The sequence below is a fragment of the Micromonospora sp. NPDC057141 genome, assembly GCF_042670805.1.
Taxonomy (GTDB): Bacteria; Actinomycetota; Actinomycetes; order Mycobacteriales; family Micromonosporaceae; genus Micromonospora.
This window is the reverse complement of the sequence record NZ_JBHUVA010000005.1, coordinates 63,255-82,198: the sequence shown is the minus strand read 5'-3', so window position 1 is coordinate 82,198 and position 18,944 is coordinate 63,255. Positions and strand designations below refer to the sequence as shown.

Here is an 18,944-nt window from a genome sequence, read left to right as displayed (position 1 = left end):
GCCGGTAGGCTCGGGGCAGGGGAAGGGAGCGTGACGCGGTGAGGGTGTTGGCGGCCATGTCCGGCGGGGTCGACTCCGCCGTGGCGGCGGCGCGGGCCGTGGAGGCCGGGCACGACGTCACCGGCGTGCACCTGGCGCTGGCCCGCAACCCGCAGACGTACCGCAGCGGGGCGCGCGGGTGCTGCACGCTGGAGGACGCCCGGGACGCCCGCCGCGCCGCCGACGTGCTCGGCATCCCGTTCTACGTGTGGGACATGGCCGACCGGTTCCACGCCGACGTGGTCGACGACTTCGTCGCCGAGTACGCGGCCGGCCGCACCCCCAACCCCTGCCTGCGCTGCAACGAGAAGATCAAGTTCGCGGCGGTGCTGGACCGGGCCGTGGCGCTGGGCTTCGACGCGGTGGTCACCGGCCACCACGCGCGGCTCGGCCCCGACGGGCTGCTGCGCCGCAGCGTCGACGCGGCCAAGGACCAGTCGTACGTGCTCGCGGTGCTGACCCGCGCCCAGCTCGACCGGTCGGTCTTCCCGCTCGGCGACTCGACCAAGGCCCAGGTCCGCGAGGAGGCGGCCCGGCGCGGCCTCGCCGTGGCAGACAAGCCCGACTCGCACGACATCTGCTTCATCGCCGACGGCGACACCCGGGGCTTCCTCGCCGGCCGGCTCGGCGAGGCGCCGGGCGAGGTGGTCGACGCCCTCACCGGCGCGGTCGTCGGCAGCCACACCGGCGCGTACGCGTACACGGTGGGGCAGCGCCGCGGCCTGCACCTGGACCGGCCCGCCCCCGACGGCCGCCCCCGCTACGTGCTCTCCATCACCCCGAAGACCAACACCGTCACCGTCGGGCCGGCCGAGGCGCTGGAGGTCTCCACGGTGCGCGCCGAGCGTCCCGTGTGGACGGGCGGCGAGCGACCGGCCGGGTCGATCGAGTGCGAGGTGCAGCTGCGCGCCCACGGCGACGTGGTCCCGGCCACCGTCGAGCTGGCCGGCGACACGCTGCGCGCCGAGCTGCGCCGCCCGGTGCGCGGGGTCGCCGCCGGCCAGGCCGTCGTGGCATACCGGCCGGACCCGGCCGGCGACGTGGTGCTCGGCTCGGCCACCATCGCCGGTACCCTTCGCCCGTGACAGCTAGTGCGTGGCCCTGGCCCGTCGGCGCGGCGACCGGCATCGGCTCGCTGCCCGGCACCGACATCGCAGAGGCGCAGCGGATCGTCCTCGGGGAGCTGCCCGCCCTGCCCCACCTGCCCGAGCTGCCGGCGCGCGGCCCCGGCGCGGACCTGATCGGCCGCACCGCCGGCCTGCTGGTCGAGCTGCCCGTCGAGCTGTACGCGGCCCGCTGGCGGGTCGCCCCCCGCCCGGGGCGGGACCTGCGCCGGGCCCGGGATCTGATGGAACGTGACCTCGACCAGCTCGCCGAGCAGGCCGAGGCGTACGCCGGCCCGGTCAAGGTGCAGGCCGCCGGCCCGTACACCCTGGCCGCCGGCCTCGACCTGCCGATCGGCGGCCGGATGCTGCGCGACCCGGGCGCGGTGCGCGACCTCACCGGCTCCCTCGCCGAAGGGCTGCGCGCCCACGTCGCGGCGGTCGCCCGCCGGCTGCCCCGGGCCTCGGTGCTGCTCCAGCTCGACGAGCCGTCCCTGCCGACCGTGCTGGCCGGGCGGGTGCCCACCGAGAGCGGCTTCGGCACGTACCGGCCGGTGCCGCAGCCCGACGCGGCGGCCCTGCTGCGCACGGTGGTCGAGGCCGTCGGGGTGCCTGTCGTGGTGCACTGCTGCGCGCCGGAGGTTCCGCTGGAGCTGATCCGTTCCACCGGCGCGGCGGGGATCGCGCTGGACCTCGGCCTGGTCAAGGACCTGGACCCGCTCGGCGAGGCGATCGACGCCGGGCTCGGGCTGCTGGCCGGCGCCGCGCCGGCCACCCCGCCGCCGGGCGGTCGCGCGCCGACCTCCGCCCAGGTCGCCGATCGGGTACGTCAGCTCTGGGACCGCCTCGGCTTTCCCCGCCGCCGGCTGCCCGAACAGGTGGTGGTCACCCCGGCCTGCGGCCTGGCCGGGGCCACCCCGCAGCACGTGCGGGCGGTGCTCGCGGCGTGCCGGGACGCCGGCCGGCGACTCGCCGAGGACTGAGGTTCCAGGGACCGACCCGCCTGCCCGCGCACTGCCGGGTGCCCCTGTCGCATGGCGGGGATCGCCGGGGCGGGGCATGATCACATGGGTGATCGACTCCTCGCTCCGGCGGGCCTCCGGCTCGCTCCTCGGCCTGGCCTACGGTGACGCACTGGGCCGCCCGACCGAGTTCCTGACCGTCGCCGAGATCCACCGCCGGTACGGCCCGTCCGGCCCCCGCGAGCTGGAGGGCGACCCGGCGCTGGTCACCGACGACACCCAGATGGCGCTCGCGGTGGGCTGGGCGCTGCACGACGCGCCGGCGTTCACCCCCACGGCGGTCGAGCCGCTGCTGCGGGAGCGTTTCCTGGCCTGGGCGGTCAGCCCGGACAACAACCGTGCGCCCGGGATGACCTGCCTGCGGGCCTGCGGCGAGCTGTCCCGGGGGGTGCGCTGGCAGGAGGCCACCGTGGCCGGCTCGAAGGGCTGCGGGGCCAACATGCGGGTCACCCCGGTCGGGCTGCTCGCCGTCGACCTGGACACCCTGGCCGGTCTCGCCCAGCTCCAGGCGGGCCTGACCCACGGCCATCCCACCGGGCTGGCGGCGAGCGAGCTGACGGCCTACGCGGTCCGCCTGCTGCGCGACGGCGCGGCGCTGGCCGAGCTGCCGGCGCTGCTCACCGACCGGGCCCGGGAGCAGCGCCGGGTCTACCGGTCGGACTGGCTCGGCGACCTGTGGCAGCGCCCCGGCGTCGACTCGCCGCAGGAGTTCATCGCCCGCGGCTGGGACGAGTGCCTGGGCGCCCTGGGCCGCCTGACCACCACCCTGACCCGCCCGGACGACGGCGACGACCCGTGCCGGCGTACCGGCGAGGGGTGGGTGGCCGAGGAGGCGCTGGCGACCGCGCTGCTCTGCGCGCTGTGGCACGCCGACGACCCGGTCGGCGCGCTGGCGCGAGGCGCGACCACCGCCGGCGACTCGGACTCCATCGCGGCCCTGGCCGGCGCCTTCGTCGGCGCGGCGCACGGCCTGCCGGCCTGGCCGGCCGACTGGGCCACCCGCATCGAGTACGCCGACCAGCTCGCCGCCCTCGCCGCCCCCCTCGACTGATCCTCGGCCGGCCCCCGACTGCCGGCTCCCTGGCTGCCGGCCCGTCCCGGCCGTTGCCGCCCCGCTCACGTGCGCGGGGGTGGGGCGCGGGGCAGACAGGCTGATGCGCGCCCTACGGAGCTGCCCCGTTTGCGCTACCGCCAGCGGGCTGGCCCGGTTGGAAGGCGTCTTCGGCATAGTGTGCGGTGCCGGCCCGCGGTGGGCGTGGCGACGCGTGCGGTGTGGATCGGCTCACCGGGGCCGCGACGGGGGCCGGCTCGCGCAGGCCGGCCCACTCGGCCGGGCACGCCGTGTCAGCTCACCGGGCTGGGGGCCGGCTCACCCGGCTCGGCTCGGCATGCCCTGCCGGGCTCCGGGCGCACGAACGGGGCAGCTGCGTAGGGGCCGGCAGCAGTGGGACCCAGCCGGGGACCAGCCGCGGCGCGCGAAGGCCGGGGCGGCGGGGAAGCAGCAGGGGAAAGGGCGGGCAGGCCGCGGATTGTCCCACCGTCCCGATACGGTGCGGGGGTAGCGTGAACAGGGAGGTCGATGCGGTGTCCGAAGCCGGCAGCATGTCCGAGGAAGCCGTTCCACAGCAGGTGAGCCCGGCGCAGGAGGCGGCGGCGGGCCCCGAACCGACCCCCGGGGCGCGGGAGCGGCACGCCACCCTCAGCCAGGAGCTGACCGAACACCAGTACCGCTACTACGTGCTGGACGCCCCCACCGTCTCCGACGCCGACTTCGACCGGCAGCTGCGCGAGCTGGAGGCCCTGGAGGCCGAGTTCCCCGCGCTGCGCACCCCCGACTCGCCGACCCAGCGGGTGGGTGGCACCTTCTCCACCGACTTCACGCCGGTCACCCACGCCGAGCGGATGCTCTCCCTCGACAACGCGTTCGCCGACGAGGAGCTGGCGGCCTGGGCCGAGCGGGTGGAGCGGGACGCGGGCGGCCCGGTGCCCTACCTCTGCGAGCTCAAGGTCGACGGGCTGGCTATCAACCTCACCTACGAGAAGGGCCGGCTGGTCCGGGCCGCCACCCGTGGCGACGGGCGCACCGGCGAGGACGTCACGGCCAACGTCCGCAGCATTCGCGACGTGCCGGCCCGGCTGACGCCGTCCGACGAGTTTCCCGACGTGCCCGAGTTCGTGGAGGTGCGCGGCGAGATCTACTTCCCGATCGCCGGCTTCGCCGACCTCAACGCGAGCCTGGTCGAGCAGGGCAAGGCACCCTTCGCGAACCCGCGCAACGCCGCCGCGGGCAGCCTGCGGCAGAAGGACCCCCGGATCACCGCGTCCCGGCCGCTGCGGCTGGTGGTGCACGGCATCGGCGCCCGGCGCGGCTACACCCCGACCGCCCAGTCCGAGTCGTACGCGGCGCTGCGCGCGTGGGGGCTGCCGACCAGCGACCGCTGGCGGGTCGTGCCCGACCTGGCCGGCGTCGCCGGGTTCATCGCGTACTACGCCGAGCACCGGCACGACGTCGAGCACGAGATCGACGGCGTGGTGGTCAAGGTGGACCCGGTCTCCATCCAGGGCCGGCTCGGCTCGACCAGCCGGGCCCCGCGCTGGGCGATCGCCTTCAAATACCCGCCGGAGGAGGTCAACACCAAGCTGCTCGACATCGCCGTCAACGTCGGGCGCACCGGCCGGGTCACCCCGTACGCCATCCTGGAGCCGGTCCTGGTCGCCGGGTCCACGGTGGCCCAGGCCACCCTGCACAACGCGCACGAGGTGGAGCGCAAGGGGGTGCTGATCGGCGACACGGTGGTGATCCGCAAGGCGGGCGACGTGATCCCCGAGGTGCTCGGTCCGGTGGTCGACCTGCGCCCCGCCGACGCCCGCGCGTTCGTCATGCCGACCACCTGCCCGGCCTGCGACACCCCGCTGCGGCCGGAGAAGGAGGCGGACGTCGACATCCGCTGCCCCAACAGCCGCAGCTGCCCCGCGCAGCTGCGCGAGCGGGTCTTCCACCTGGCCGGCCGGGGCGCGTTCGACATCGAGGTGCTCGGCTACAAGGGCGCGGCGGCGCTGCTCGACGCGCAGGTCATCGCCGACGAGGGCGACCTGTTCGGCCTCGACGCGCAGCGGTTGGCCCAGTCGCCGTTCTTCGTCAACAAGGACGGCAGCCTCGGCAGCAACGCCGCCAAGCTCCTCGACAACCTCGCCGTGGCCCGGGAACGCGACCTGTGGCGGGTGCTGGTCGGGCTCTCCATCCGGCACGTCGGCCCGACCGCCGCCCAGGCCCTCGCCCGGCACTTCCGGTCGATGGCGGCGATCCAGGCGGCCGGCGAGGAGGAGCTCTCCTCGGTCGACGGCGTCGGCCCGACGATCGCGGCCAGCATCGTCGAGTGGTTCACGGTGGACTGGCACCGCGAGGTGGTCCGCAAGTGGGCCGAGGCGGGCGTACGGATGGCCGAGGAGGCCGGCGACGAGGGGCCGCGCCCGCTGGAGGGGCTCACGGTCGTGGTGACCGGCACCCTGAGCGGGTTCTCCCGCGACCAGGCGGCCGAGGCGATCCAGGTCCGGGGCGGCAAGGTCACCGGCTCGGTCTCCAAGAAGACCGGCTTCGTGGTGGTGGGCGACAACCCGGGCTCCAAGGCCGACAAGGCGGCCACCCTGAAGGTGCCGGTGCTCGACGAGGACGGCTTCCGGGTCCTGCTCGACCAGGGCCCGGACGCGGCCCGGGAGGTGGCCCGGGTCGGCGAGTGACCCGGGCGGGAGCGCGGCGGGCCCGCGACGGGCGGGCGCTGGTACACCTTGACCGGACCTGGCCGCGTATACCAAGTTAGTTACGACTACGACCGATTCGTGGCTGTCATCGCGGAAAAGCAGCACCCAGGGCGTTTCATGGTGGCACGGCGGGCGCAGGGCCCGCCGTGGCCGCTGCTCGGGAGGTGCGATGGAGGCCGCCGATCCGCGAAACTCCGTCCCACCGGGGCGGGTGACGCCCTTCTTCGGCTTCGTCGCCGCCGTAGCCGCGCTGGCGGTGCTGCTCTCCGCCGGGCCGCTGGCCGCGCTGGCGGGCCGGCTCGCCGAGCTGCCGGCGGCGTTCTGGACGATGGCGGCGCTCGCCATCGTCTGCGACGCGCGGCCGTTCGTGCCGTCCGGGCGGCGGCAGTCGTCGGCGGTCTTCCCGTCCACCTGCTTCACCTTCGCCATCCTGCTCGGCTGGGGGCTGGGCCCCGCCGTGGCCGTGCAGACCGTGGCGGTGGTCGTCTCCGGCTGGCGGATGGGGCACGCCGCGTGGCGGTCCGGCTTCAACGCCGCCCAGTACGCCTGCGCCCTCGCCGCCGCCTCGGCGGTCACCGGGCTGGGGCCGGGTGGCATCTTCGACGGCGGGCGGCTGCGCGCGGTCGACGTGCTGGCGGTGGGCGGGGCGACCGCCGTCTGGTTCGCGGTCAACTACGGCCTGGTCAGCACCGCCATCCGGCTGCGCTTCGCAGACCGCTGGTGGCCCGGCGTGCGGTCCGGCCTGGGATACGAGCTGCTCTCCACCGGGTCGCTGCTGCTGCTCGCCCCGGTGCTGGTGGCCGCCGCCCGGGCCAGCGCCGCGCTGATCCCGCTGGTGCTGGTGCCCCTGTTCGCGGTATACCGGATGGCCCGGCTCGCCGCCGAGTCCGAACAGCTCGGCGCGCTCGACCCGCTCACCGGCCTGCCCAACCGCAAGGCGCTGCTGGCCGAGGTCGCCGAGCAGGTCCATCTGCACGCCGAGCGGTCCGCCCGCAACGAACCGGACGCCCACCTCGCGCTGCTGCTGATCGACCTGGACCGGTTCAAGAACGTCAACGACGCGCTCGGCCACGCCGTCGGCGACCGGCTGCTGATCGAGGTCAGCGCCCGGCTGGCCGGCGCGGTGGGGGAGCGGGACCTGCTCGCCCGCCTCGGCGGGGACGAGTTCGCCATCGTCAGCACCGGGCTCACCGGCGTGGACGCCGCCCGCGCGACGGCCGAGCGGCTGGTCGCCGCGCTCGCCGAGCCGGTGCCGCTGGACGGGCTGCCGCTGGACGTCGGCGGCTCCATCGGCATCGCCGTGTATCCCGAGCACGGCGAGGACTTCGCCACCCTGATGCGCCACGCCGACGTGGCCATGTACGACGCCAAGCACCGCAACGACACCGTCGCCGTGTACGCCGCCGAGTCCGACCACAACTCCGCCGAGCGCCTCGGGCTCCTGGCCGACCTGCGGCGCGTACTCGAGGCGGGGCCGGCCGGGTCGGCGGAGCGCGACGCGCCGGTCGGGGCGCGCGGTGGGGACGGTGCCGCGTTGCCGGCGGCCCTCCCTCCGCCGGCGGGCGGCCCGGCCGACGCGGGACGGCCGGCGCCCGGCGGACCGGGTCGGTGGCGGGCCCGCCGGCACCGGCAACGCGCGGAGCCGAGCCACCCCGACGACCTGATCAACCGGATCGTCACCGCCGCCGACCCGATCCGCCGGCGGGCCGCCGAGGCCGCCGCCGAGCCGGACGGAGCGGACGGGGCGGGGCCGGTGCCTCAGGTCGAGCCGGCGCACGGCGCGGACGGCGCCGGGCGGATCACCATGTACTACCAGCCCCAGGTCGCCATCGCCACCGGTGAGGTGGTGGGCGTGGAGGCGCTGCTGCGCTGGCGGCACCCGCGCCGGGGCATGGTCGACCCGGAGGAGCTGATCCGGGTCGCCGAGCAGAGCGCCGTGATGCGGCTGCTCACCCGCCGGGTCGTCGACGACGTGGTGGAGCAGTTGGCGAAGTGGTCAGCGGCCGGGATCACGCTGCGGGCCGCGCTCAACGTCAGCGTCCGGGACCTGCACACCGGCGAGATCGCCGACCAGATCGCCGACCGGCTCACCCGTTACGGGGTGCGGCCCGACCGGCTGCAACTGGAGATCACCGAGGGTGCGCTGATGGCCGACCCCCGCCGGGTGCTGGCCACCATCTCGCGGCTGCACGCCATCGGCGTGGCCATCGCCCTGGACGACTTCGGCACCGGCTACTCCTCCATGCAACATCTGCGCCGGCTGCCGCTGTCGGAGGTCAAGGTGGACCGGTCGTTCGTACTCGGGATGGCCGAGGACGCCGACGACGCCGCGATCGTCCGGTCGATGATCGAGCTGGCCGCGGCGCTCGGCCTGCGGGTCGTCGCCGAGGGCGTGGAGGACGAGCGGACGTGGCGGCTGCTGCACGACGCCGGCTGCGACGTGGCACAGGGCTGGTTCTATGCCCGGCCCATGCCCGCCGGGGAGCTGACCGCCTGGCTCGCCCGCTACCGGCCGCTGCGGCCGGCCGCCCGCGAGGCGGAGAGCCGCCCCCCGCAGGCCCGCTGACCCCGCCGCCGCGCCCGTCGCGGGGGGAGTCGGGGACGCCCGGCCGGTGCCGGGCAATAGACTCGCTGCGGTCACCGCGCGTCATCGTCGTTGTCGGCGTGCGGCGGGCCACCGCCAGATGCAGCAGGACAGCCAGAAGGGGGCACTGATGGCCGCCATCTCCCGCGAGGAGGTCGCGCACCTCGCGCGACTGTCGCGGCTCGCCGTCACGGAGGAGGAGCTGGACACCTTCGCCGGCCAGCTCGACACGATCCTCCAGGCGGTCGCCCAGGTCGGCGAGGTCGCCGCGGCGGACATCCCGCCGACCTCCCACTCCGTGCCGTTGACCAACGTGCTGCGCGAGGACGTGGTGGTGCCGGGCCTGACCCCGGCCGAGGCCCTGTCGGGCGCGCCCGACGCCGAGGAGCAGCGGTTCCGCGTCCCGCGGATCCTGGACGAGGATGTGGCGTCATGAGCGAGCTGATCACGAAGACCGCGGCGGAGATCGCCGCGCTGGTCGCCGGCGGGGAAGCCTCGGCCGTCGAGGTGACCCGGGCTCACCTGGACCGGATCGCCGCCGTCGAGGGCAGGGTGAACGCCTTCCTGCACGTCGACGACGAGGGCGCGCTCGCCGCCGCCCGCGCCGTCGACGAGCGCCGGGCCGCCGGGGAAGACCTCGGCCCCCTTGCGGGCGTGCCGGTCGCCGTCAAGGACGTGCTCACCACCAAGGGCGTACCGACCACCGTCGGGTCGAAGATCCTTCAGGGCTGGCGCCCACCGTACGACGCGACGATCGTCGAGCGGCTGCGTGCCGCCGGCACCGTGATGCTCGGCAAGACCAACATGGACGAGTTCGCGATGGGCTCTTCCACGGAATACTCGGCGTACGGGCCGACCCGCAACCCGTGGGACACCGACCGTATCCCCGGCGGCTCCGGTGGCGGCAGCGCCGCCGCCCTCGCCGCGTACGAGGCGCCCCTGGCCATCGGCTCGGACACCGGCGGCTCGATCCGCCAGCCGGGCGCGGTCACCGGCACCGTCGGCGCGAAACCGACCTACGGCGGCACCTCCCGGTACGGACTGGTGGCGTTCTCCTCCTCCCTGGACACCCCGGGCCCGTGCGCGCGTACGGTGCTCGACGCGGCGCTGCTGCACGCGGCCATCGGCGGCCACGACCCGCGCGACTCCACCTCCATCCCGCAGCCGGTGCCCGACGTGGTGGCCGCCGCGCGGCTCGGCGCGACCGGCGACCTGACCGGCGTGAAGCTGGGCGTGGTCACCGAGTTCTCCGGCGAGGGCGCGGAGCCGGGCGTGGTGGCGGCGTTCCGCGACTCGGTCGACGCCCTGGCCAAGCTCGGCGCGGAGATCGTCGAGGTGTCCTGCCCCCACTTCACGTACGCCCTGCCGGCGTACTACCTGATCGCCCCGAGCGAGTGCTCCTCGAACCTGGCCCGCTTCGACGGCGTCCGGTTCGGGCTGCGGGAGGGCGACGACGGCAACCGGTCGCTGGAGGAGGTCATGTCGCTGACCCGGGACGCCGGCTTCGGCCCCGAGGTCAAGCGCCGGATCATCCTCGGCACGTACGCCCTCTCCTCGGGCTACTACGACGCCTACTACGGGCAGGCGCAGAAGGTCCGCACCCTGATCACCCGCGACTTCACCGCCGCGTTCGAGCGGGTCGACGCGCTGATCTCGCCGACCACCCCGTTCGTGGCGTTCCCGATCGGCGCGCGCACCTCCGACCCGTACCAGATGTACCTGGCCGACCTGTTCACCATCCCCACCAACCTGTATGGCGGGCCGGGCATCTCGGTGCCGTGCGGGCTCTCCGAAGGGCTGCCCGTCGGCCTCCAGGTCATGGCCCCGACGATGGCCGACGACCGGATGTACCGGGTCGCCGCCGCGCTGGAGTCCGCGGTCGGCACGTTCACCCCACCGGCACTGTGAGGTAGGAGCACCGATGACCACGACGACCTTGCCCGCGTACGACGACGTCGTCGCCCGCTACGAGCCGGTGATCGGCCTGGAGACCCACGTCGAGCTGGGCACGAACACCAAGATGTTCTGCGGCTGCCCGACGGACTTCGGTGGCGAGCCGAACACCCGGGTCTGCCCGGTCTGCCTGGGCCTGCCCGGGTCGCTGCCGGTGGCCAACTCCGCGGCCATCGAGGCGACGATCCGCATCGGCCTCGCGCTCAACTGCTCGATCGCCTCGTGGTGCCGGTTCGCCCGGAAGAACTACTTCTACCCGGACATGCCGAAGAACTTCCAGATCAGCCAGTACGACGAGCCGCTCTGCGTCGACGGCTACCTCGACGTCGAGGTGGGCGGCGAGCTGGTCCGCATCGGCATCGAGCGGGTGCACCTGGAGGAGGACACCGGCAAGACCCTGCACGTCGGCGGGGCCACCGGTCGCATCCACGGCGCGACGGAGTCGCTGGTCGACTACAACCGGGCCGGGATTCCCCTCGTCGAGATCGTCACCAAGCCGGTCCCCGGCATCGGGGCGCTGGCCCCCGAGGTGGCCCGGGCGTACGTCGCCGAGCTGCGCGACGTGATCCGCTCGCTGGGCGTCTCCGACGTGCGGATGGAGGAGGGGTCGCTGCGCTGCGACGTCAACACCTCCCTCAACCTGCCCGGCGACGAGTGGGGCACCCGCACCGAGACCAAGAACGTCAACTCGCTGCGTTCGGTGGAGCGGGCGGTCCGCTCGGAGATGCTGCGCCAGGCGTCGGTGCTCGACGCGGGCGGCCGGATCACCCAGGAGACGCGGCACTTCCACGAGGACACCGGCGACACCACCCCGGGCCGGTCGAAGGAGACCGCGACGGACTACCGCTACTTCCCGGAGCCGGACCTGGTGCCGCTCGCCCCGGACGCGGCCTGGGTGGCCGAGCTGAAGGCCGCCCTGCCGGAGCTGCCCCGGCTGCACCGCCGCCGCCTCCAGGAGCAGTGGGGCCTGTCGGACGCGGACATGCAGTCGGTGCTCAACGCCGGCGCGGTCGAGCTGATCGAGGCCACCGTCGCCGCCGGGGCCACCCCCGCCGCCGCCCGCAAGTGGTGGCTGGGCGAGCTGTCCCGCCGGGCCAACGAGACCGGCGGGGAGCTGGCCGACGTGGGGGCCACCCCGCGCCAGGTCGCCGAGCTGCAGGGCCTCGTCGACGCCGGCAAGCTCAACGACAAGCTGGCCCGCACCGTCCTGGAGGGCGTGGTGGACGGCGAGGGCTCGCCGACGGAGATCATGACCAACCGGGGCCTGGAGGTCGTCTCCGACACCGGCGCGCTCACCGCCGCCGTGGACGAGGCGATCGCCGCCAACCCGGACATCGCCGAGAAGATCCGCAGCGGCAAGGTCGCGGCGGCGGGCGCGCTGGTCGGCGCGGTCATGAAGACCACCCGCGGCCAGGCCGACGCGAAGACGGTCCGCGACCTGATCCTCTCCCGCCTCAGCGCCTGAGGCGTAACGAGCGCTGCATTCCCCCTCGAAGGGCGTCAACGGCGACGCCCGGATGGAGCCACCGTGAACCAGTACGACCTCGACGTCCTCGACGAGATCCAGCGGCGGGTGCTCTGGCTCGCCACCCGCATCGTCGACTCGGCCAACCACGACCGGGACACCGGCGACGGGGTGAAGGTCGGCGGGCACCAGGCGTCCAGCGCGTCGCTGGTGACCGCGATGACCGCGCTGTGGTTCGCCCACCTCGACGCCGCCGACCGGGTCGCGGTGAAGCCGCACGCCTCGCCGGTGTTCCACGCGATCCAGTACCTGCTGGGCAACCTCGACCGGTCGTACCTGACGCGGTTGCGCGCCCGGGGCGGCCTCCAGTCGTACCCGTCGCGCACGAAGGACCCCGACGGCGTCGACTTCTCCACCGGCTCGGTCGGCCTCGGCGCCGCCGCGCCGCTGTTCGCCGCCGTCACCCGCCGGTACGTCGACGCGCACTTCGGCGCGCGCCCCCGCTCCCGGTTCGTCGCCCTGATCGGCGACGCCGAGCTGGACGAGGGCAACATCTGGGAGGCCGTCGCCGACCCGGCGACCACCGGGCTGGGCAACGTGCTGTGGCTGGTCGACTTCAACCGGCAGTCCCTCGACCGGGTCGTCCCGGGGGTGCGGATCAACCAGTGGCGCGGCCAGTTCGAGGCCGCCGGTTGGCATGTCGTCGAGGTCAAGTACGGCCGTCGGCTCGCGCGGGCGTACGCCCGGCCGGGCGGGGAGGCGCTGCGCGACTGGATCGACGCGATGCCCAACGAGCAGTACCAGTCGTTGTTCGGGCTGGCCGGGCCGGCGCTGCGGGAACGGTTCTGCGACGGCGCGCCGGCCGGGATCGCCGAGCTGATCGCCGACGTCGCCGACGCCGAGCTGGCCCCGCTGGTCACCGACCTGGGCGGGCACGACCTGGCGGCGATGCTCGACGCGTACGCCCAGTGCGACGCGGTCACCGACCGGCCCAGCGTCGTCTTCGCGTACACGGTCAAGGGCTGGGGGTTGCCCATCGCCGGCAATCCGCGCAACCATTCGGCGCTGCTCACGACCGATCAGGTCGACGCGCTGCGCGCCGCCCACGGCCTGACCCCCGCCACCGAGTGGGACCGCCTCGACCCGGGGTCGGCGGCCGGCATCCGGGCCGGCGCGCGCCGGGAGGCGCTGTCCCGACCGCCGGCCGAGCGGGCGCTGCCGGTCACCGTCCCGGAAACCACGAGGGTACGCGCGAACCGGCCCGTCTCCACCCAGGAGGTCTTCGGTCGGGTGCTGGTGGAGCTGGCCCGCGACGAGGGTGTCGCCCCCTACCTGGTGACGACCGCGCCGGACGTGGCCACCTCCACGAATCTTGCCGGGTTCATCAACAAGACCGGGGTGTTCGCCCCCACCGAGCAGCGGTCCTGGACGGAGGACCGGATGCTGCGCTGGACCGAGAGCCCCGCTGGGCAGCACATCGAGCTGGGCATTTCCGAGATGAACCTGTTCCTGCTGCTCGGCCAGCTCGGCCTGTCGTGGGACCTGTCGGGGCAGCCGCTGCTGCCGGTCGGCACGGTCTACGACCCGTTCGTGCTGCGCGGCCTGGACGCGTTCCTCTACGGCACCTACTCGGGCTCCCGGTTCGTGGTCGCCGGCACCCCGTCGGGCATCACCCTGGCTCCCGAGGGCGGCGCGCACCAGTCCACGATCACCGCGTCGGTGGGGCTGGAGCTGCCCGGGGTGACGTTCGTCGAGCCCGCGTACGCGGCCACCCTCGACTGGCTGCTCTGCGACGCCCTCGGGCAGATCGCCGCCGGGGGGACGCCGGCCAGCACCGCCGCGCCGGCCGAGGACGGGGCGTACTACTTCCGGCTCAGTACCCGCCCGATCGACCAGGCGCCGTTCGAGGCGGCCCGGGCCCGGCTCGGTGACGCCGTGCTGCGCCGGCAGGCGGTCGCCGGGGCGTACCGGCTGGTCGACGCGCACGCGGCGCATCCGGAGCTGGCCGACGCGCCGGTGGTGCAACTCGCCGCCTCCGGCGCGGTGCTGCCGGAGGTGCTGGCCGCCGCCGCCGAGCTGGCCGAGGAGGGCGTGGCCGCGCACGTGGTGGACGTGACCAGCCTGGACCGCCTCTACCGGGCCTGGCAGCGCACCCTGCGGCAGGGCGTGCGGACGGCCACCGTGCCGAGCGTGCCGGGCGCGCTGCGCTCGGCGTTCGCCGACCGGGTGCCGGTGGTGACCGTCCACGACGCCGCCTCGCACGCGATGGCCTGGCTCGGCTCGGCCGTCGGCGCCCCGGCGGTGCCGCTGGGGGTGGACGAGTTCGGCCAGTCCGGCAGCGTCCGCGAGCTGTACGAGCTGCACGACCTGCTGCCCGGCAGCATCGTCAACGCGGCCCTGGCTGCCCTCTCCCTGCGCTGACCCCGCCTCGCCCCTCGCCCCCCGCTCCCGCCCCCGCTTGCGCCCCGCCTCGCCGGCCCCTGGTTCGTCGCGCTCCGTGTTCTGTGCCGTTCCGTCGCCTTCTGTGACTCTCCCGGTCGACCCCACCCCGCCCCGTGTTCCCTTTGCTCTGCACCCACTGACGCAACACTGCCAGTGACCAGCGGAAAGGTCGGCGGCCCCCGAGCTGGCCTCGGCGGGAGGTGATTGCCGAGGGTGACTGTTGCGTCGATGGGTGCAGAGCAAAGCGGCCGACGAGGTTGGTTGGTAGGCGTGGCCCGGCTACGCAATGCCACGGTCGGCTGTGGCCGCAGGCCAGAGGCCGCAAGCCTGCAAGCCGCAAGCCTGCGGGGGAGGGGTGCAGCGGCTACCGCGGGGTCAGCGGGTCGGGGTCGGGGTGACCGGCACCTGGTCGCCGGCCTTCGGGTTCTGCACCACGTGCCGCTCCAGGTTGACCTGCGCCTGGCCGGTCCCGCCGACGGTGATGTCGTCGTAGGCCTGGAGCAGCTTGTCCTTGTCGAAGTAGAGCACCGTCATGGACAGCGGGGTGGGCTTTTCGCCTTCCAGGCCGCGCAGGCCCGCGCCGCCGGTGGACCCCTCCACCATGAGCTGCGTCGGCATCTGGCCCGCCGCCTGCGGCAGCTTGGAGACCTGCCGGGCGTGGGTGTGCCCGGCGAGCACCAGCGGGCAGGTGCCCGACAGCGGCCCCGCCGACGCCGGATCGTGCACCAGCGCGATGTTCACCGGTCTGGGCGACTTACGCACGGTGGTGGCGAGCTGTTCGCCGGCCCCGATCACCTGGGCGGCCACCTCGCTGGTGAGGCCGCTGCCGGCCGGCGAGGTCTCCTTGTCGGGGGTGAACCGGGGGTCGCCGATGCCGGCGATGGTCAGCCCGGCGACGGTGGTGGTCGAGTTGTTCAGCACGATCGCGTTGGGCTGCTGGGCCACCGCCGCAGCCGTCTTGCCCGAGTCGTGGTTGCCCCGGATGTAGACGTACGGCTTCTTGAGCAGCCCGATCGACCCGACGAACGACGCCTCCGGCTCGCTGCCCCAGTCGGTGATGTCGCCGGTGTCGATCACCACGTCGATGCCGAACTGCTCCACGACCGTGCGGATGAGCTGCCAGCCGGTCGGGTTGAGGTGCATGTCGGAGACGTGCAGCACCCGGGTGGTGCCGGGCGCCGGCTCGTACACCGGCAGCGCGGAGACGGTGGTGTAGAGCTGGCTGACGTTGCCGACGAGGCGCTGGAGCTGCTCGGCGTACTTGGTGTAGTCGTTGGCGATCCGCCGGGCGTCGCCGACGATCGCGGGGGCGTTGACCAGCAGCCCCTCGTACCGGGGCTCCTCGATCGCCTGCGGGCGGATGGTGGACGCGGCCAGGCCGAGGCTGCCGGCGGTGACGGCCAGGGCCAGCCCGCCGGCCCAGGCGGTGCGCCGGGTGTTCCGGAACACCAGCCCGGCGAGGACGAGGGTGACCAGCACCGCCGCGCCGACGGTGCGCAGCCCGAGGCGCAGCACCCCGTTGCGGACGTCGGTGACGGCGGACTGGCTGGCCCGGCTGATGCTCGCCGGGTCGTCGATCAGCGCCTCGGTGCGCCCCTGGTCGAGCGCGCCCAGGCCCACGGTGAGGTGGGTGGGCCCGTCGTGGCTGTCGAGCTGGAGCGCGCCCAGCGGCGGGATGTCGACGGTGGTGCCGCCCTCCAGCGCCGGGGTGAGGCTCAGCTCGGCGCGGAACGGCCCGATGTCGGTGTGCACCCGCCCGCCGGCGAGGGTGCCGATGACCGCCCCGGCCAGGGCGATCACCAGGACGGCGAGGACCACCCCGACCCGGCGGACCCGGCCGCGCCAGGCCGCCCGGGGCGCGGCTTCGCCGGCGCTGCGTTGTTCGTTCTCCTGCCCGTCCATGCTGAGATTCTGACCTGCCCAGTGAAGGATCTTGGCAAACCCGGGATACCGGCGCGTCCGGCGGTGGGTCAGCTGCGGCCCGCGCCCCCGTCGGTGAAGACGAGGCGCAGGATCCGGTCGTCCTCGGGGGCCGGCTGGCCCCGCCCGTCGTGGTTGGAGGTGGTGACCCAGATCGACCCGTCGGGGGCGGCGATCGCGCCGCGCAGCCGGCCGTACCGGCGGGTGAGCAGCTCCCGGGGCTGGCCGAGCACGGTGCCCGTGTCGGTCAGCTCGACGAGCCACAGCCGCTGCCCGCGCAGGCAGGCGGTGACCAGCAGCCGCTCGGCCGCCGCGAGGCCCGAGCAGGAGGCGTCGGAGGTGCGCCACTGCACCAGCGGGTCGGCGTACCGCCGGTCGTCGGCCTGGCCCTCGACCTGGGGCCAGCCGTAGTTGCCGCCCTTGGTGATCAGGTTGATCTCGTCCCAGGTGTTCTGGCCGAACTCGACGGCGTACATCCGCTTGCCGGTGTCCCAGGCCAGGCCCTGCACGTTGCGGTGGCCCAGGGACCAGACCGGGGAGCCGGCGAAGGGGTTGCCCGGGGCCGGCTTGCCGGCGGTGGTGATCCGCAGGATCTTGCCGCCCAGGTTCTTCTGGTTCTGCGCGGCCTCCCGGTTGCCGGCGTCGCCCGTGCTGGCGTAGAGGAAGCCGTCCGGGCCGAAGGCGAGCCCGCCGCCGTTGTGGATGCCGGCCTTGGGGATGCCGGTCAGGATCGGGGTGGGCGCCCCGTCCAGGTCCAGCTTGACGATCCGGTTGTCGTCCTCGGCGGTGTGATAGACGAAGATCGTCTGGTCGGTCGCGTAGTCGGGGGAGACGGCGATCCCCATGAGCCCGCCCTCGCCGCCGGGCACCACGCCGGGAACGGTGCGCACGGCGGTGACCGTCAGCCCGTCGCGCCCGGACCCGGGGCCGACCTGGAGGATCCGGCCGCTGTCCCGCTCGGTGACCAGCGCGCCGCCGTCGGGCAGGAACGTCAGGCCCCACGGCACCCGCAGCCCCTTGGCCAGCACGGTGGTGACCACCTGCTGGCCGGCGCCGGTGGGCACGGAGGCCGACGGGGTGGGCAGGTTGGGCGGCTCGCCGGCCGGGTCCGGCTCCGGCTCGCCGAAACTGCACCCGGCGGCGGCCAGCAGCAGCGCCGCGCAGGACGCCGCGACGACCGCCCGCAGCGGGTTCTTGCGGGGGTACGGGGCTCCGGTGCTCACCCGGCCCAGCCTAGCCGCCCCGGCCGTGCCGTGACGGGGCCCGCACCGGCTATCGTCGGCGTCCGTGAAGGTATGGATCCCGCACCCCGCCGGCCGCGCCCTCCTCGGCGACGTGCCGCCCGGGGTCACCGTCGAGGTCGCCGAGGACCCGTCGCGGCTCCTGGCCGGGGCGGCCGGCGTCCGGTTCTGGGTGCCGCCGTTCCTCTCCACCGGGAACACCACCGCCCTGCTCGGCGAGCTGCCCGACCTGCGGGTGGTGCAGCTCCTCTCGGCCGGCGCGGACGTCTGGGCGGGCCGGGTGCCGCCCGGGGTGACGCTCTGCGACGCGCGCGGTGTGCACGACTCGGGCACGGCCGAGTGGGTGGCCGCCGCGATCCTGTCGCAGGTGCGCGGCTTCCCCGCCTTCGCCCTCGCCCAGTCCCGCCGTGAGTGGGCGTACGACCGGTTCTGCCCGACCGACGAGCTGGCCGGCAAGCGGGTGCTGATCGTCGGCGCGGGCTCGATCGGCGCGGCGGTGCGGGCCCGGCTGGCCCCGTTCGAGGTGACGTTCACGCTGGTCGCCCGGACGCCCCGCCCCGCCGAGGGGGTGCACGGGGTCGACGAGCTGCCCACGCTGCTGCCCGAGGCCGACGTGGTGGTGCTGCTGGTGCCGCTGACCGACGCGACGCGCGGCCTGGTCGACGAGAAGTTCCTCGCCGCGATGCCCGACGGCGCGCTGCTGGTCAACGCCGCGCGCGGCCCGGTGGCCCGCACCGACGCGCTGGTCGCCGAGTTGGTCACCGGCCGGCTGCGGGCCGCGCTGGACGTCACCGACCCGGAGCCGCTGCCCGCCGGGCATCCGCTGTGGGAGCTGCCGAACGTGCTGCTCACCCCGCACGTCGGCGGCTCGGTGCGCGGGCTGCTGCCCCGGGCGTACCGGCTGGTGGGGGAGCAGGTCCGGCGCCTCGCCGCGGGGGAGCCGCTGGTGAACACGGTGGCGGACGGCTACTGAACCGCCGGCCCCGCAGGCCCACCGGGAGACGGCGTCAGGCGGCCCGGCCGGGCAGGGTCTGGCCGGTGACCGCGACGAGCCGGGGCAGCTCGGTGCCGCGCACCCCGGGCAGCACGAGCAGCTCGCCGTCGTCGAGCCGGGCGACCGCCCGGCCCCGGGCGTCGGCGCCCAGCTCGACGATCCGTTCCCAGGCGACGCGGCGCTGCCCGGCCAGCGCGCGCAGGCGCAGCTCCCGGGCGTCGGCCTCGGTGCCGGCCCGCCAGGCCCAGACCCCGGCCGCCAGCGGGACGAGCAGCACGGGCCCGAAATACCACCCGACGCTGGCCAGCGGCAGGGCCCCGATGAAGGCGATCACCGCCGCGACCAGGATCGCCTGGTTGTGGCGGAAGCGGACGGTCTCGGTAGGCACCCGGAGATGATCCCATCCGGCCGGTGTGGCCCAC

Annotated in this window: 13 protein-coding genes; 10 read left to right on the top strand and 3 right to left on the bottom strand. The window is 74.9% G+C overall.

What is annotated here, in order from left to right; genetic code table 11:
* Window positions 1-38 precede the first annotated feature (38 nt).
* From mnmA to ACFT41_RS05830, 9 genes are all read left to right on the top strand, one after another.
* The gene (gene mnmA / locus ACFT41_RS05870; protein ID WP_377586942.1) at window positions 39-1,124 is read left to right on the top strand and encodes a tRNA 2-thiouridine(34) synthase MnmA; all 1,086 of its coding nucleotides are present in this window, start codon (window positions 39-41) and stop codon (window positions 1,122-1,124) included.
* Window positions 1,121-2,125 carry a methionine synthase gene (locus ACFT41_RS05865; RefSeq protein ID WP_377586943.1) on the top strand — a complete coding sequence of 335 codons (1,005 nt, stop codon included), beginning with the start codon at window positions 1,121-1,123 and terminating at the stop codon, window positions 2,123-2,125. Before mnmA ends, ACFT41_RS05865 begins: the two co-directional genes overlap by 4 nt.
* Window positions 2,126-2,201: 76 nt before the next feature.
* Window positions 2,202-3,215, top strand: coding sequence for an ADP-ribosylglycohydrolase family protein (locus ACFT41_RS05860; RefSeq protein WP_377586944.1), 1,014 nt, complete (start codon window positions 2,202-2,204; stop codon window positions 3,213-3,215).
* 551 nt (window positions 3,216-3,766) lie between these two features.
* Entirely contained in the window at window positions 3,767-5,902 is a 2,136-nt protein-coding gene (ligA, locus tag ACFT41_RS05855; RefSeq protein WP_377586945.1) for an NAD-dependent DNA ligase LigA, read from the top strand.
* Window positions 5,903-6,092: 190 nt separating this feature from the next.
* Complete coding sequence (locus ACFT41_RS05850; protein ID WP_377586946.1) at window positions 6,093-8,489, top strand: putative bifunctional diguanylate cyclase/phosphodiesterase; 2,397 nt, start codon at window positions 6,093-6,095, stop codon at window positions 8,487-8,489.
* 148 nt (window positions 8,490-8,637) lie between these two features.
* Window positions 8,638-8,943, top strand: coding sequence for an Asp-tRNA(Asn)/Glu-tRNA(Gln) amidotransferase subunit GatC (gene gatC, locus ACFT41_RS05845; RefSeq protein WP_007075103.1), 306 nt, complete (start codon window positions 8,638-8,640; stop codon window positions 8,941-8,943).
* Window positions 8,940-10,415, top strand: a complete 1,476-nt coding sequence (gene gatA, locus ACFT41_RS05840) for an Asp-tRNA(Asn)/Glu-tRNA(Gln) amidotransferase subunit GatA (protein WP_377586947.1) — start codon at window positions 8,940-8,942, stop codon at window positions 10,413-10,415. The genes gatC and gatA overlap by 4 nt, the downstream gene beginning before the upstream one ends.
* A 13-nt stretch (window positions 10,416-10,428) precedes the next feature.
* Window positions 10,429-11,925, top strand: coding sequence for an Asp-tRNA(Asn)/Glu-tRNA(Gln) amidotransferase subunit GatB (gatB, locus tag ACFT41_RS05835; RefSeq protein ID WP_377586948.1), 1,497 nt, complete (start codon window positions 10,429-10,431; stop codon window positions 11,923-11,925).
* Window positions 11,926-11,988: 63 nt separating this feature from the next.
* Window positions 11,989-14,346 (top strand): pyruvate dehydrogenase, encoded by a 2,358-nt coding sequence (locus ACFT41_RS05830; protein WP_377586949.1) that lies wholly within the window; start codon window positions 11,989-11,991, stop codon window positions 14,344-14,346.
* 396 nt (window positions 14,347-14,742) lie between these two features.
* Here the strand turns inward: ACFT41_RS05830 and ACFT41_RS05825 are convergent, their stop codons facing one another.
* Both ACFT41_RS05825 and ACFT41_RS05820 read right to left on the bottom strand, forming a co-directional pair.
* Window positions 14,743-16,269: a metallophosphoesterase gene (locus ACFT41_RS05825; protein ID WP_377586950.1), complete on the bottom strand. Its 1,527-nt coding sequence runs from the start codon at window positions 16,267-16,269 to the stop codon at window positions 14,743-14,745.
* Between the two features lie 68 nt (window positions 16,270-16,337).
* A complete protein-coding gene (locus ACFT41_RS05820) occupies window positions 16,338-17,519 on the bottom strand; it encodes a PQQ-dependent sugar dehydrogenase (RefSeq protein WP_377586970.1) in 1,182 nt (393 codons plus the stop codon).
* A 55-nt stretch (window positions 17,520-17,574) separates the two neighbouring features.
* On the opposite strand from ACFT41_RS05820, the gene ACFT41_RS05815 reads away from it, so the two are divergent.
* A complete protein-coding gene (locus tag ACFT41_RS05815) occupies window positions 17,575-18,501 on the top strand; it encodes a 2-hydroxyacid dehydrogenase (protein WP_377586951.1) in 927 nt (308 codons plus the stop codon).
* 34 nt (window positions 18,502-18,535) lie between these two features.
* Here ACFT41_RS05815 and ACFT41_RS05810 read toward each other — a convergent pair whose 3' ends face one another.
* The gene (locus ACFT41_RS05810) at window positions 18,536-18,910 is read right to left on the bottom strand and encodes a PH domain-containing protein (protein ID WP_377586952.1); all 375 of its coding nucleotides are present in this window, start codon (window positions 18,908-18,910) and stop codon (window positions 18,536-18,538) included.
* Window positions 18,911-18,944 lie beyond the last annotated feature (34 nt).